13 protein-coding genes are annotated in these 13,678 nt (G+C 70.5%); 7 read left to right on the top strand and 6 right to left on the bottom strand.

The features are described 5' to 3' along the window. The first annotated feature begins 126 nt into the window (after positions 1 to 126). The 3 genes from COA17_RS05145 (at position 127) to COA17_RS05135 (ending at position 2,129) form a co-directional block, all read left to right on the top strand. On the top strand, positions 127 to 1,233 hold the full coding sequence (locus COA17_RS05145; protein WP_096610859.1) for a DUF3089 domain-containing protein: 1,107 nt from the start codon (positions 127 to 129) through the stop codon (positions 1,231 to 1,233). Then, positions 1,230 to 1,691 (top strand): Holliday junction resolvase RuvX, encoded by a 462-nt coding sequence (gene ruvX / locus COA17_RS05140; protein WP_096610516.1) that lies wholly within the window; start codon positions 1,230 to 1,232, stop codon positions 1,689 to 1,691. The genes COA17_RS05145 and ruvX overlap by 4 nt, the downstream gene beginning before the upstream one ends. Before the next feature lie 114 nt (positions 1,692 to 1,805). Next, positions 1,806 to 2,129 carry a VOC family protein gene (locus tag COA17_RS05135; protein ID WP_245857427.1) on the top strand — a complete coding sequence of 108 codons (324 nt, stop codon included), beginning with the start codon at positions 1,806 to 1,808 and terminating at the stop codon, positions 2,127 to 2,129. A gap of 74 nt (positions 2,130 to 2,203) precedes the next feature. Here the strand turns inward: COA17_RS05135 and COA17_RS05130 are convergent, their stop codons facing one another. Further along, positions 2,204 to 2,662, bottom strand: a complete 459-nt coding sequence (locus COA17_RS05130; protein WP_096610514.1) for a GNAT family N-acetyltransferase — start codon at positions 2,660 to 2,662, stop codon at positions 2,204 to 2,206. A gap of 363 nt (positions 2,663 to 3,025) precedes the next feature. Continuing rightward, a complete protein-coding gene (locus COA17_RS05125) occupies positions 3,026 to 3,322 on the bottom strand; it encodes a putative quinol monooxygenase (RefSeq protein WP_176484799.1) in 297 nt (98 codons plus the stop codon). A gap of 105 nt (positions 3,323 to 3,427) precedes the next feature. On the opposite strand from COA17_RS05125, the gene COA17_RS05120 reads away from it, so the two are divergent. After that, entirely contained in the window at positions 3,428 to 4,417 is a 990-nt protein-coding gene (locus COA17_RS05120) for an aspartate carbamoyltransferase catalytic subunit (RefSeq protein WP_066490777.1), read from the top strand. Beyond that, positions 4,414 to 5,634 carry a dihydroorotase gene (locus COA17_RS05115; protein ID WP_096610510.1) on the top strand — a complete coding sequence of 407 codons (1,221 nt, stop codon included), beginning with the start codon at positions 4,414 to 4,416 and terminating at the stop codon, positions 5,632 to 5,634. Before COA17_RS05120 ends, COA17_RS05115 begins: the two co-directional genes overlap by 4 nt. Here COA17_RS05115 and COA17_RS05110 read toward each other — a convergent pair. The 3 genes from COA17_RS05110 to COA17_RS05100 are packed head-to-tail and all read right to left on the bottom strand — an operon-like array spanning position 5,631 to position 8,234. Beyond that, positions 5,631 to 6,980 (bottom strand): SPOR domain-containing protein, encoded by a 1,350-nt coding sequence (locus COA17_RS05110; protein ID WP_096610508.1) that lies wholly within the window; start codon positions 6,978 to 6,980, stop codon positions 5,631 to 5,633. The genes COA17_RS05115 and COA17_RS05110 overlap by 4 nt on opposite strands. A gap of 4 nt (positions 6,981 to 6,984) precedes the next feature. Next, on the bottom strand, positions 6,985 to 7,518 hold the full coding sequence (locus COA17_RS05105; protein WP_096610506.1) for a hypothetical protein: 534 nt from the start codon (positions 7,516 to 7,518) through the stop codon (positions 6,985 to 6,987). Continuing rightward, a complete protein-coding gene (locus COA17_RS05100; protein ID WP_066489645.1) occupies positions 7,518 to 8,234 on the bottom strand; it encodes a ParA family protein in 717 nt (238 codons plus the stop codon). Before COA17_RS05100 ends, COA17_RS05105 begins: the two co-directional genes overlap by 1 nt. A 199-nt stretch (positions 8,235 to 8,433) precedes the next feature. Here COA17_RS05100 and COA17_RS05095 point away from each other — a divergent pair, with 199 nt between their 5' ends. Further along, positions 8,434 to 9,468, top strand: coding sequence for an SPOR domain-containing protein (locus tag COA17_RS05095; RefSeq protein ID WP_096610504.1), 1,035 nt, complete (start codon positions 8,434 to 8,436; stop codon positions 9,466 to 9,468). A gap of 121 nt (positions 9,469 to 9,589) precedes the next feature. Then, entirely contained in the window at positions 9,590 to 11,686 is a 2,097-nt protein-coding gene (locus COA17_RS05090; RefSeq protein ID WP_096610502.1) for a glycoside hydrolase family 97 protein, read from the top strand. Positions 11,687 to 11,784: 98 nt separating this feature from the next. On the opposite strand, the gene COA17_RS05085 is transcribed toward COA17_RS05090, so the two are convergent. After that, positions 11,785 to 13,677 (bottom strand): XrtA/PEP-CTERM system amidotransferase, encoded by a 1,893-nt coding sequence (locus COA17_RS05085; protein ID WP_096610500.1) that lies wholly within the window; start codon positions 13,675 to 13,677, stop codon positions 11,785 to 11,787. Position 13,678 lies beyond the last annotated feature (1 nt).

The raw sequence follows: 13,678 nt of genomic DNA, 5'->3' as shown, positions 1-13,678 counted from the left end.
TACCATTGCGGACGGCGGGAACGCAACCACCGCGCCGCCACGGTTGCGCCCACCGCCGATCCGGGGCACGGCAATGCCGCTGCCGTCGGGGCATTTCCGCCGCCGGGCAAGGATGGTGATGGCACGTTGGTCCGCAAATTCCTCTATGTCGTCGCGGGGCTGATCGTGCTCGGGATCGCCGCGGCCTTCGCCTATCGCCTGTGGGGGGTGGAGATCATGCGCATGGCGATGGTCCCCGGCGAATCGTTCGAGGGGCAGCGCGCGCTGTCCGCCGCCGATTACCGCGAGCGGAAGATGTGGCTGGCGCGCCCCGACCTGCCGGGCAACCCGGCGCTATGGGCGCCCGCCGGTCATCAGCCACGCCGCACCGCGGGCGGGGCGGCGGTGTTCTTCATCCACCCCACCTCCTACCTCAATCGCGCGCACTGGAACGCGCCGCTCGACGATCAGGAAGCCAATGCGCGCGCCGCGTTGTTCCTGCGCGGTCAGGCCAGCGCCTTCAACGATGTCGGCGCGATCTGGGCGCCGCGCTATCGCCAGGCGACGTTCGGCGCCTTCCTGACCGACCAGTCGGCCGCCGAACAGGCGCTGCGCCTCGCCTATGGCGATATCCTGGCCGCGTTCGACGAATTCCTGGGGGAGGTCGGCCCGACACGCCCGATCATCCTGGCCGGCCACAGCCAGGGCGCGCTGCACCTGACGCATCTGCTCAAGGATCGCGTCGCCGGCACCCCGCTCGCGCGGCGGATCGTCGCCGCCTATGTCGTCGGCTGGCCGGTATCGACCGCCACCGATCTCGCCGCACTCGGCCTGCCCGCCTGTACCGCCGCCGATCAGGCGGGCTGCGTGCTGTCGTGGCAGACGTTCGCCGAACCCGCCGACCCTTCGCTGATCCAGCAGGTCTATGACCGCAGCACCGGGTTCGACGGCCGCCCGCGCCGCGGCACGCCGATGCTGTGCGTCAACCCGCTGACCGGCACGCAAGGCGCCGCCGCGCCCGCCACCGCCAACCTCGGCACGCTCTATCCGAACAACGACATGAGCACGGCCGATCTGCGCCCCGGACAGGTGCCGGCGGCTTGCGATTCGCGCGGGCTTCTGCTGATCGGCGCCGCGCCCGACGTCGGCCCCTATGCGCTGCCGGGCAACAACTACCACGTCTACGACTACAGCCTGTTCTGGGCCAACGTCCGCGCCGACGCCGCGCGCCGCTACGCCGCGGCGACGCGATGATCGCACTCGCCGCCGCCGACTATCGCGCCGCTTTGCCCGCCGGCGGCCGGCTGCTCGGGCTGGACGTGGGGACGAAAACGATCGGCACCGCGCTGTGCGATGCGGGCTGGAGCTTCGCCAGCCCCGCGCAGCTGATCCGCCGCACGAAGTTCACGAAGGACAAAGAGTCGCTGGTCGCGCTGTCGGTGCAGCAACAGGTCGCCGGCTGGGTCATCGGCCTGCCGCTCAGCCTGGACGGCAGCGACAGCCCGCGCACCCAGTCGATCCGCGCCTTCGCGCGCAATTGCGTCGACGCCGGCTATCCGATCCTGCTGTGGGACGAACGCTGGTCCACCGTCTCCGCCGAGCGCGCGATGATCGAACAGGACCTCAGCCGCGCCAAACGCGCCGACCGCATCGACAACCACGCCGCCGCGACGATCCTGCAAGCCGCGATCGACGCGCTGGTCATGGGGTGACGTTTTCCTCAAGCGATCGGGAAATGGAAATCGCCATGTCAGCACCCCGATTTGCCGAACAGAATCGATCGGGACAGGAGGTGAGGCATGGCGGTCAAGCGGGTCGTGGCGAATATGGCGACCGACCGGATGGATGCGGCGAAGGCGTTCTATGGAGACGTCCTGGGCATGTCGCTGGGCATGGATCACGGCTGGATCATCACCTTCGTCGGAACCGGCCAATCGACGCCGCAGCTCAGCTTCGCCGTAGAAGGCGGGTCCGGCACGCCCGTTCCCGATCTATCGATCGAGGTGGATGACCTTGCCGACGCTTACGAGCGGGTCGTCGCTGCCGGCCACCCGGTGGAATATGGCCCGACCGACGAGCCGTGGGGCGTACGGCGCTTCTTCGTTCGCGATCCCTTCGGCCGATTGCTGAACATCCTCGCGCACCGATAACGTCGGCCCGCAGCGGCTTTCCATGAAGACGGTGTTTCGGGGCAGGCGAGCGCTATGCCGCGAGCGCGATCAAATCAAAGATCGCAGACCTTCTGAACAATTCCTTCGGGCGTTCGATATGTCCGAAAACCCATAGCATCATAGTATCTCAGGCCGGATGAATTGTCGGCTCCGATATAGGCGTCGATCTTTTCCAGACCTGCTTGAAGTGCGGCTTCTCGCGTCGCTGCGAATAAGAGTTTGCCGACGCCTTGCCGGTGCACTTTGGGGCTAATATGGGTTCCGACGATCCCCCATCCTTCCGGTGTATCATACGGGTTTCCCGCGACGGCTTTCTTCAAAGATTGAAAGCCAACCACGTTCCCTGCTTCGTCGATAGCAACCGTACATTGTATGCTGGTAGGGTCAGCGATGTAGCGGCCCATGACGAAATCGACATCGCTCGGACGCTGGCGGCCGTTATGGTCAATGATCTCGCGAAGCACTCGGCCCATTTCCGCAGCATCATCGGCCGATGCGGCGCGGGTTTTCATTGCGGTTCCCCAAAACGGCATTTCATTTGGATCCAGAATGCCGTGCCCATCACCTGGCCGCAACCCCGCGCTTCACGTTCCCGCAAGCGAACGAATAACAGCGAAAAGCGCCACCAACGGTCGATCCGATCCTGGCGCCATCCTCATGTCCCCAAACCCGTTCCCGAACACCCATCGACCGGGAAACGGGAATGCCTCCCCCACCCCTGTCCTACACGCCGACCGGCGCCCTAGACCGCTCGCCATGTCCCGATGCGCACGCCATGCACCGCCTTCCGCCCCGCTCCCACCCGGCGCCGCGCGTTTCCGCCACACCCCCGCCAGCGTCTCAACATTCGCAACATTCGCGTGGCGCAACGCTGCTCACGGCGCGACTGGCATCGCCTCGAAAATCTCGATCGGTTCGATCGCCTGCGCATGGCCACGCATCGTCGTCATGAACCGCGCCGATCCCGGATGCGCGAAATGCGTGCGCAGCGCCGCCATGTCGGTCCAGCGTTCGAGGAACACGATCCGCAGCGGGTCGTCGGGGTCGCGGTGCCAGGCGTGCGCGATGCACCCCCGCTCGGTGCGCGACTGCGCGACATGGCGCGCGGCCTCCGCGACGATGGTGTCCACGGTGTCGGGCGCCGCGATGACAGCGCCGGTAACGATCAGCATGACCTGTCCTCCCCTGTGACGCGGCATAAAGCGCCCGCCGATACGAAGAAAGCGCGCGCCGTCCATATTGCCCCGGCCCGCGCGCCCCGCTACCCGGCGCTCTCGATGCAACGCTCGGACCACCGCCCCGCTACCCTCATCCCCGGAGGCGCGGTCTTTCCGCACCGCCACCTGACCGGGATCGAGGGGCTTCAGCCGCACGAGATCATGTTCCTCCTCGACGAGGCGGAGACATGGGTGGAGGCCAATCGCGGCCATGCCGCTCCCGACAAGCGGCTGGCCGGCTATACGCAGATCAACGCCTTCTTCGAAAACAGCACGCGCACGCTCTTGAGCTTCGAGATCGCGGGCAAGCGGCTGGGTGCCGACGTCGTCAACATGCACGCCGCCCAGTCGAGCGTGAAGAAGGGCGAGACGCTGATCGACACCGCGATGACGCTCAACGCGATGCGCGCCGACGTCATCGTCATCCGCCATATGTCGTCGGGCGCGGTGCGGCTGATCGCGGACAAGGTCGACTGCCCCGTGCTCAACGCGGGCGACGGGCGGCACGAACACCCGACGCAGGCACTGCTCGATGCGCTGACGATCCGCCGCCGGCTGGGCGGCATCGCCAACAAGCGCGTGGTGATCTGCGGCGACCTGTTGCACAGCCGCGTCGCGCGTTCGAACATTCTGGCGCTGACCGCGCTGGCGGCTGAGGTGCGGGTGTGTGCGCCCTCCACGCTGATGCCGCCCGCGATCGAGCGGTTCGGCGTCACCCCCTTCACCGATTTCGACCGCGCGATGGAGGGGGCCGACGTGGTGATGATGCTGCGGCTCCAGACCGAGCGGATGGCGGGCGGCTACGTCCCCTCGGTGCGCGAATATCATCTGCGCTACGGCCTGACGCTCGACCGGCTGGAGCGTTACGCGCCCGGCGCGCTGGTGATGCACCCCGGCCCGATGAACCGCGGGGTGGAGATCGATTCGGCGGTCGCCGACCATGTCGAACAATCCGCGATCACCGAACAGGTGGCGATGGGCGTGGCGGTGCGGATGGCGTGCCTGGACGTGCTGACGCGGCGCGCGCGCGGTGTGGAGGGCTGGGCATGAGCGACACGCTGCACTTCATCAACGCGCGGCTGGTCTGCCCCGCGGGGGGCGAGCGCGACGACGACCTGGTGATCCGCGACGGCGTGATCGTCGACGAACTGGCGCCCGACGACGCCATCGTCGTCGATTGCGGCGGGCGGTTGCTGGCGCCGGGGATCGTCGATCTGGGCGTCGGCGCGATCGACCGGGCGGCGTGCCGCGCGGGCGGGATCGTGCGCGTCGCGCCGATGCCCGATCAGTCGCCGGTGCTGGACGAACCGGGCGCGGTCCAGCGGCTGGCACTGATCGGCCGGCCGGACCTGTGGATCCACCCGATCGCCGCGGCGACGCGCGGGCTGCAGGGGCAGGATCTGGCCGAAATGGCGATCTGCCGCTCGGCGGGAGCGGCGGCGGTGGGGACCGGACGGCGCTGGATCGCCGATTCGGGGGTGATGCACCGCGTGCTGTCCTATGCCCGCGATCTCGACATCGCGGTCGTCAGCCATGCCGAGGATAGCGGGCTGGCCGCCGATGCCGTCGCGACGGAGGGGGAAACCGCCAGCCGGCTTGGCCTTCCCGCCGCGCCCGCGCTGGCCGAACCGCTGGCGATCGCGCGCGACCTGATGCTGGCGGAGGAGACCGGCGCGCGCCTCCACCTGCGCTGCGTCACCACCGCCGCCGGCTTCGCGCTGGTGCGAGCCGCGAAGGCGCGCGGCGTGCGCGTCACCTGCGGGATCACGCCCGCGCATTTGCTGCTGTCGGATATCGCGATGAGCGATTTTCGCACCTTCGCGCATGTCTCGCCCCCGCTGCGGTGCGAGGCGGACCGGCGCGCTGCGCTGGCGGCGCTGGCGGACGGGACGGTCGACGTCATCGCATCCGGCCACGACCCGCGCGGGCCGGAGGAGAAAAGGCTGCCCTATGCCGATGCCACCGCCGGATCGGCGGATGCCGCGACGGTGCTGGCGCTGGCGCTGGGGCTGGCGCGCGACGGGCACGTCACGCTGGCGCGACTGTTCGATCTGCTGGCGCGCGCGCCGGCGGCGGTGCTCGGGCTGGCGACGGGCACGCTGGCGCCGGGGATGCCGGGCGACGTCATCCTGGTCGATCCGCACGCCCCGTGGCGGATCGTGTCGGATCACCTGCCGGGCCAGGCCGGCAACACCCCCTTCGACGGCCTGCCGGTGCAGGGCCGCGTGCTGCGCATGTGGAAGGGCGGGCGCGAGATCGCGGGTTAGCGCGCCGCCAGCTGCGCGCCCTTGCCGCGCGGTGCCGTCTTCGCCAGCCGGTTCGGCGATGCCTTGTGCCAGGCGGCGATCTGTTCGCCCACGCCGCCGCGCACGAAGCACGGGCCGCCCCGCGCCCGCAGACCGCGGCACAGCGCCACCGCGTCGGTGCGCGCGAACCCGCCCACCGACAGACGATAGACGCTGGCGCCCTTGACCGTCGCGGTCGCACCATTGGGGTTCAGCCGCGCCAGCACCGGCAGGCGCCGCGCGGCGCGGCCCCAGCCATCCTTGGCGACGGCGGCATTCTGATACGCGCCGAGCTGGACGAACCAGTCGCCCTTCGCCGGCATCCGCACCGCCGCCGCGGCCGGGGCAGCGGCCCGGCGCGGTGCCGGCGCGACCTTGTAGCCGGCAGGCTGCGCCGCGATCACGTGCGCCGGCGCCGGGGCGGCGGGCACCGCCGGCGCCATCGCCACCGCCGGCTCGGCGGGTTCGGCGGGTTCGGCGCTGGCGGCGGCATCGGCCACCACGGCCTTTTCCACCGCGGGGTCGGCGCGCCCCGGCATGAAGGCGTCGACCGTCTCCGCGGTCGTCACCGGCACCGTACCCGCCAGCGCCAGCGCGACCGGCTGTCCCGGATCGACCACGGGCGTGACGCCCAGCAGCGACGCGACCTGATCGGATGCCGAACGCGGCCGCACGAAACTGGCCCATTCGCCCAGCCGCGCATCGACCGCACCGGCGTCCAGATCGACGCTGACCAGCGCGCGCGCCTCGGCCCAGCGGCCCGCCATGGCATAGGCCAGCGCCAGGTTCTGGCGCGTCTTGGCATCCGCTTCCGCCGATCGCGCGGCGACCGTCAGCACCTCGACCGCGCCCGCCGGGTCACCCGCCAGCGCGATCGCCAGCCCGCGGTCGGCCGGCGCGATCGTTTCGGCATGCGCGTCCAGCGTCACGCGCGCCTCGTCCCACTTGCCCGTGCCGATCTGCGCCAGCGCCAGGTTCAGCGCCGCGCGGCCGTTGTCGGGCTGCAACGTGATGACGTCGCGATACGCCTGCTCGGCCGACGCGAACCGCCCGGCGCGCAGATAGGCCGCGCCCAGCAGCGCGCGATACCCCGCGTCCTGGCCGTTCAGCCCCACGGCCTCCTCGGCCAGCTTCACCGCCTTGTCCCACTGCTTCTTCGCCAGCATCCGCTGCGCGTCGGCGGCGCAATCGGCGGCGGCCTTCGCGTCCTTGGGATCGACGCGCGCGGTCGCTACGGCCGGTGCCGCACCATGGCTCAGCGACAGCGTCGCGACGGATGCGACCAGCAGGGCGGAAACCCCCGCGCCGGCAAGAGTGCGAATGGTCATTGGATCAGTCCCCCCGAACGATCGTCTGCCCGTCGTCGGGCAGCTGCGCGCGCAGCGCCTCCACCTCGGGCATGGTGGCGATCAGCGCGTCGAGCGCGTGCGTGACAAGCTGCTGCGCGGACTGGCCGCGCACCGCCGCCGCCAGCCGCAGCCGCAGGTGGCGTTCGCGGTCCAGCCGCAGCGTGAAGGCGGCCTTGCGCCCCGATGCCGGCAGTGGCAGCTGAGCCGGCGCGGCGGCAACGACCGGCGCGGCGGCGACGACCGGAGCGGCGGCGACGACCGGAGCGGCGGCGGGCGCCGTCGCCGACTCCTCCTCTTCCACCACCAGCGCGGCTTGCAACTGCGCGCGCTCCTCCAGCACCAGCGGCAGCGGCTCGGGCGCGGCCGGGGCGGTGCCCATGTCGTTCCAGCCCAGTTCCTCCCCGGCGTGCGACAGCGCGGTCAGCGACGCGCCCTGCCGGCGCATCGCCGGTCGCGCCTGTCCCTTGCGCGCGAGCAGCCCGGAGGTCAGCGACGCCAGCGGTTTGGTGCTCAGCATCAGCCCACCACCCGGCGGCCAAAGCCGCCCGCCTGTGGCCGTACCGATCCGTATCCGGCGCCCGGCTTGGGCGCGGAAAAGACCGTGCGGCGGAAATTCTTCTCCAGCCGGTCGGAGACATAGTCCCACAACTCGGCGATCTCGGCGGCGGAGCGGCCCTTGGGGTCGACCTCCATCACCGTCCGCCCGTCGATCATCGACGCGGCGAAATCGGTGCGTTGATGCACCGTGATCGGCGCTACCGTCCCATGTTGGGACAGAGCGACCGCCGCATCGGACGTGATCCGCGCCTTGGGCGTGGCGGCGTTGACGACGAAGATCAGCGGCTTGCCCGACCGTTCGCACAGGTCGACGGTCGCGCCGACCGCGCGCAGGTCGTGCGGGCTGGGGCGGGTCGGAATGACGATCAGCTCGGCGACCTGGATGACGCTCTGGATCGCCATGGTGATCGCTGGCGGGGTGTCGATCACCGCCAGCTTGAACCCCTGCTGCCGCAGCACCTCAAGGTCCGCGGCCAGCCGCGCGACCGTGGTCTGCGCGAAGGCGGGATATTCCTCCTCGCGCTCGTTCCACCAGTCCGCCAGCGATCCTTGCGGATCGATGTCGATCAGCACCACCGGGCCGGCACCGGCGCGCTGCGCCTGCACCGCCAGATGCCCGGACAGCGTGGTCTTCCCCGACCCGCCCTTCTGCGATGCCATCGCCAGTATGCGCATCTCGCCCCGTTCACCTCGTCGACGTTTCGGCTGCGGGAATGCCACGGCGATGTGGACGAACCGTTAATGCCGTTGCGAAACGATCGGACGCGATGGCACGCCGCCCACGGTGATGACGGATGGTTAATGCCTTTGCGCGCATGGCCGTGGTAAGGCATGAAGCCGGCACATGGGGCCGGCGTGTAAGGGGATATGCGCGATGAAGGGCAGTCTGGTGGCGGCGCTCGCCGCGGTGGCGATGCTGGCGCCGGCGGTTGCCGCGGCCGATGTGAAGGCGGGTGTCGAGGCATGGAGCAGCGGCGACTACGCCAAGGCGGTCGAACAATGGCGCGCGCCCGCCGCCGCGGGCGATGCCGATGCGCAGTTCAATCTGGGCCAGGCGTACAAATTGGGCCGCGGCGTCCCGGCCGATCAGGCGCAGGCGCTGGAATGGTTCCGCAAGGCCGCGATGCAGGGACATCCTCAGGCGGAGGACAATTACGGCCTGTCGCTGTTCCAGAACGATCGCAAGGCGGATGCGCTGCCGTGGCTGGAAAAGGCCGTGGCGCGTGACGAGAAGCGCGCGGAGCTGGTGCTGGGCACGATGCTGTTCAACGGCGATGCGGTGTCACGCGACTGGACGCGCGCCTATGCGCTGGTAACGCGATCGTCGCAGCAGGGCCTACCGCAGGGGTCGCAGACGCTGGCGCAGATGGATCGCTACATCCCGGAGGATCAGCGGCGCGAAGGGATCGCGATGGCGCAGCAGATCGAGGCGCGCGGCCGCGCGGTACAGGTCGCCGCGGCCGCGCCTGCCCCCACCGCTCCCGCGCCGAAGCCGGCCGCACCCAAGCCGGCCACTCCCACGCCTGCCACCCCCAAGCCGGCGGCGACCCCCACCCGTCCCGGCGCCAGCTATTCAGCGCCCGGCGGCGTGACCGTCCCGACCGCGCCCAAGCCGGTCGCGACCTCGACCGCCCCGGCCGCGACGCCCAAGCCCAAGCCAGCCGCCCCCGCGCCCAAGCCTGCCGCCAAACCCGCCGGTGGCGCCTGGCGCATCCAGCTCGGCGCGTTCCGCGACGCCGCCAACGCGCGCGCGCTCTGGTCGCAGGTCGGCGCGCGCGTCGGCGGCCGCGCCGATTACGTCCGCGCGGGCGGCCTCACCCGGCTTCAGGCGACCGGCTTCGCCTCGCGCGCCGATGCACAGCGCGCCTGCACGAAGGCGGGTACCGCCTGTTCGGTGGTCGCCCCCTGATCCGGCAAGCCGGCGGCCGGCGGGATCGGCCGCCGGCCGCGTCGGGCGGTCCGATTTCGCTCCCCGCCCGGCGCGCACCGGTATAGGCGTTGTCGCGCGAGAGGATTCCAAAGGAGCGACGATGACCCGCCGTATCACCATGCCAGCCCTGCTGACGCTGGCCGCGATCACGCTGGCGCCCCCCGCCGCCGCGCAGGACGATCTGGCGAACCGCCCGAAGACGCAGGTGGTGGCGAAGGGTGCCTCCCCCGACGGGCGCATCACCGTCACCGTCTCGCTCGATGGCGAAGGGGGCGCCAGCTATGCGGTCGCGCGTGACGGGCGCGCGATCCTCAACGACAGCCGGCTGGGCTTCCTGTTCACCGACGCGCCGAAGATCGACCGCGCGCTCGCGCTGGTCGGCACGTCGCGCGATCGCGCCGACACGACCTGGCGCCAGCCGTGGGGCGAATGGGAGACGATCCGCGATCGCCACAACGAACTGACCGTCCGCCTGCGCGAGGCGACCCGGCTGCAGCGCGAGATCGGCGTCACCTTCCGCATCTTCGACGACGGCGTCGGCTTCCGCTACACCCTGCCCGCGCAGGCCCATCTGAAACAGGCCAACATCGCCGGCGAGCTGACCGAATTCGCCTTCGCCGAACCGGGCACCGCGTGGTGGAAGCCCGCCTATCTGTGGAACCGCGAGGAATATCGCTACCGCAAGACCCCGCTCGACGGCGTCGGCACCGCGCAGACGGTGATGACAGTGAAGCTGGCCAGCGGCACGCATGTCGCCATCCACGAAGCCGCGCTGGTCGATTATGCCGCGATGAACCTGCGCCGCTCGGATCGCCCCAATGCCTTCATCGCCGACCTGACGCCCGGATCGGCCGCCGCCTCGGTATCGCGTGCCGCGGGCTTCTCCACGCCGTGGCGCACGATCGCGATCGCCGACGATGCGGCGGGCCTCTACGCCGCCAGCCGGATCGAGCTGAACCTCAACGAGCCGAACAAGCTGGGCGACACATCCTGGTGGATCCGCCCCGGCAAGTTCGTCGGCGTGTGGTGGAACATGATCACCGGCAAATGGACGTGGTCGCGCGGGGCCAAGCACGGCGCGACGACCGCCAACGTCAAACGCTACATCGACTTCGCCGCCGCCAACGGCATCCCCGGCGTGCTGGTCGAGGGGTGGAACGTCGGCTGGGACGGCGACTGGTTCGGCAACGGCAACGACATGCAGTTCGACCAGCCGACCGAGGATTTCGACGCCGCCGAACTGCAACGCTATGGCAAGGCGAAGGGCGTGTACCTGATCGGGCACAACGAAACCGGCGGCTCGGCCAGCCATTACGATGCGCAGCTGGACCGCGCGTTCAAATATGCTGCCGACCACGGCATCCCGGTGGTCAAGACCGGCTATGTCACCGACGCCGGGCAGATCGAGCGCGTCGACCCCGACGGGTCGCAGCATCGCGAATGGCACGAAGGGCAGTGGATGGTGAACCATTACGCCCGCGTCGTTGAAACCGCCGCGAAATATCATGTCTCCATCGACAGCCACGAACCGGTCAAGGACACCGGGCTGCGCCGCACCTGGCCCAATTGGGTCGCGCGTGAGGGCGGGCGCGGGATGGAATATATGAGCTGGCAGGACAAGAACCCGCCAGAGCATGAAGCGAACCTCGTCTTCACCCAGCTGCTGGGCGGGCCGATGGACTTCACCCCCGGCATCGTCAGCCTGAAGGGGTCGGATGACAGCGACATCCCCTCTACGCTGGCCAAGCAGCTGGCCAATTACGTCGTCCTCTACTCGCCCGTGGTGATGGTCGCCGACACGCCGGAGGCCTACGCACAATATCCCGCCACGCTGCCGTTCCTGCGCGCGGTGCCGACCGACTGGAGCGAGACGCGCGTCCTGAACGGCGAAGTCGGCGACTATGCCACCGTCGTCCGGCGCAAGAAGGGGTCCGACGAATGGTTCCTGGGATCGGTGGGCGATGAGGAAGCGCGCAGCTTCACCGTCGCGCTCGACTTCCTCGATGCCGGACGCGCCTATACCGCCGAGATCTACCGCGACGGTCCCGGCGCCGACTATCGCACCGCCGCGCGCCACGCGATGACGGTGGAGACGAAGACGGTCCGCCGCGGCGACCGGCTGACCATCGCGCTCGCCCCCGGCGGCGGCCAGGCGATCCGCTTCGTCCCGGTCGGCAAGGCGGCAAGGAAACGCTGAGCCGCGCCGCCCCGACCCGCGTCGCCCCAGCGCAGGCTGGGGCCTTCCGCCGCATTACGCGCCAGCCGGCGATCCCCTCGATCGTCGCGCGCCCGCCGCTACCCGAACAACCGCGTCAGGCTCCGCTCCAGCATCACGAACTGCCACAGCGTCCGCCCATGTTCCTCGCGCCCGTGGCGGTGCGCCTCCGCCAGCCGTGCCAGCCGGTCGAGGTCGAACCAGCCGGTGTCCGCCAGCGTGCGCGATCGCGCCAGCCCCGCGGCCTCCTCCGCCAGCGCAGCCCGGAACCACGCGCTCACCGGGGTCACGAACCCCATCTTCGGCCGGTACAGGATCTCGCGCGGCAGATAGCGCTCCATCGCCTTCTTCATCAGCCACTTGCCCTGCCCGCCGCGCAGCCGCACCCCCACCGGCAGCCGCGCGGCGAATTCGATCAGCCGGTGGTCCAGCAACGGCTCGCGCGCTTCCAGCGATACCGCCATGCTGGTCCGGTCGGTCTTGGTCAGGATATCGCCGGGCAGCCAGATCTTCAGGTCGGCATATTGCGCGCGGTCCAGCGCGTCGCGCGCCGGCGCATCGCGCATCGCCGCGACATAGCGGTCTTCCGCCCGGTGCCCTGACAGCGCGCGCTTGGCCGCATCGGTGAACAGCGCCGCGCGCAGTTCGGGCGTGGTCACCCCCACGGCGCGCGCATAGCCCTCCGCCCCGTCGCCCGCGAGCGCCAGCAGCGTCGTCTTCGCGCGCAGCGGGCGCGGCGCCCAGTCCGCCTTCGGCCAGGCGCGCCCCAGCGTCCCGAACAGCGGCGCGCGCCATGCGGCAGGGACGATCCCGCGCACCCGCTCCTCGGCATGCTGGAAGCGGTGACGGCGGTATCCGGCCAGCGCCTCGTCCGCGCCGTCGCCCGACAGCGCCACCGTCACCGTCTCCCGCGCCAGCGCCGCCACCTGATAGGTCGCGAGCGCGGAGGCATCCGCGAACGGTTCGTCGAAGGCGTGGACGATCGTGTCGATCAGCGCGACGTCGCCCGATCGCACCACCCGTTCGTGGTGCGCGGTCGCGAACCGCTGCGCCACCTGCGCGGCATAGCCGCGTTCGTCATGCCCCGCCTCGTCGAAGCCGATCGTGCAGGTCTTCACCGCCTGCCGGCTCGCCTCCGCCATCAGCGCGACGACCGCCGAACTGTCGACCCCGCCCGACAGGAATGCGCCCAGCGGCACGTCGGCGACCATCCGCGAGCGCACGCCCTCGCGCATCAGCGCCAGCAATTCCTCCTCCAGCGCCGCGGTGCCACCCCGCGCGCGATCGGCGAAGCTGACGTCCCACCAGCGCCGCGGCGCGGGCACCGGCCGCCCGCGCTCGACCAGCAGGAAATGCCCCGCCGGCAGCTTCCTCACCCCCGCGACGATACAGGCGTCGTCGGGGACGTAGCCGAACGCCAGATAATCCTCGACCGCGCGTATGTCCGGCGCACGGCGCAGCAGCGGATGCGCCAGCAGCCCCTTCAGCTCCGACGCGAACGCCAGCGCGCCATCCGCCAGCTCGACATAATGGAGCGGCTTCACCCCCAGCCGGTCGCGCGCGACGAACAGCGTCTGCGTCGCGGCATCGTGGATCGCGAAGGCGAACATCCCGACCAGTCGGTCGAGCAGCGCCGGCCCCCATTGGGCATAACCGTGCAGCAACACCTCGGTATCGCCATCGCTGCGGAACACGCAGCCACGCTCGATCAGCTCGGCGCGCAATTCGCGGTAATTGTAGATCTCGCCGTTGAAGACGATCGCGTGGCGCGCGTCGGCGCTCGCCATCGGCTGCGGCGATCCGGCGATGTCGATGATCGACAGCCGGCGGTGCGCCAGGCCGACGCCCGGCGCGGTCCACACCCCCGCGCCATCGGGGCCGCGGTGCGCCATCGCATCGGCCATCGCCGCCACCCGCGCCGGATCGACCGGCTTGGGCGTGGCGGGGTAGAACAGTCCGGCGATTCCGCACATG

Source organism: Sphingomonas ginsenosidimutans, assembly GCF_002374835.1.
Classification (GTDB): domain Bacteria; phylum Pseudomonadota; class Alphaproteobacteria; order Sphingomonadales; family Sphingomonadaceae; genus Sphingomonas; species Sphingomonas ginsenosidimutans.
The sequence above is the reverse complement of the archived record's forward strand: the minus strand, read 5'-3'. Positions and strand labels throughout refer to the sequence as shown.

What these genes read in the sequence shown, in the direction of transcription:
- ruvX (WP_096610516.1), top strand. Translation starts at nt 1,230, where the DNA reads ATGATCGCACTCGCCGCCGCCGACTATCGCGCCGCTTTGCCCGCCGGC.
- COA17_RS05135 (WP_245857427.1), top strand. Translation starts at nt 1,806, where the DNA reads ATGGCGACCGACCGGATGGATGCGGCGAAGGCGTTCTATGGAGACGTC.
- COA17_RS05130 (WP_096610514.1), bottom strand. Translation starts at nt 2,662, where the DNA reads ATGAAAACCCGCGCCGCATCGGCCGATGATGCTGCGGAAATGGGCCGA.
- COA17_RS05125 (WP_176484799.1), bottom strand. Translation starts at nt 3,322, where the DNA reads ATGCTGATCGTTACCGGCGCTGTCATCGCGGCGCCCGACACCGTGGAC.
- COA17_RS05120 (WP_066490777.1), top strand. Translation starts at nt 3,428, where the DNA reads ATGCAACGCTCGGACCACCGCCCCGCTACCCTCATCCCCGGAGGCGCG.
- COA17_RS05115 (WP_096610510.1), top strand. Translation starts at nt 4,414, where the DNA reads ATGAGCGACACGCTGCACTTCATCAACGCGCGGCTGGTCTGCCCCGCG.
- COA17_RS05110 (WP_096610508.1), bottom strand. Translation starts at nt 6,980, where the DNA reads ATGACCATTCGCACTCTTGCCGGCGCGGGGGTTTCCGCCCTGCTGGTC.
- COA17_RS05105 (WP_096610506.1), bottom strand. Translation starts at nt 7,518, where the DNA reads ATGCTGAGCACCAAACCGCTGGCGTCGCTGACCTCCGGGCTGCTCGCG.
- COA17_RS05100 (WP_066489645.1), bottom strand. Translation starts at nt 8,234, where the DNA reads ATGCGCATACTGGCGATGGCATCGCAGAAGGGCGGGTCGGGGAAGACC.
- COA17_RS05095 (WP_096610504.1), top strand. Translation starts at nt 8,434, where the DNA reads ATGAAGGGCAGTCTGGTGGCGGCGCTCGCCGCGGTGGCGATGCTGGCG.
- COA17_RS05090 (WP_096610502.1), top strand. Translation starts at nt 9,590, where the DNA reads ATGACCCGCCGTATCACCATGCCAGCCCTGCTGACGCTGGCCGCGATC.
- COA17_RS05085 (WP_096610500.1), bottom strand. Translation starts at nt 13,677, where the DNA reads ATGTGCGGAATCGCCGGACTGTTCTACCCCGCCACGCCCAAGCCGGTC.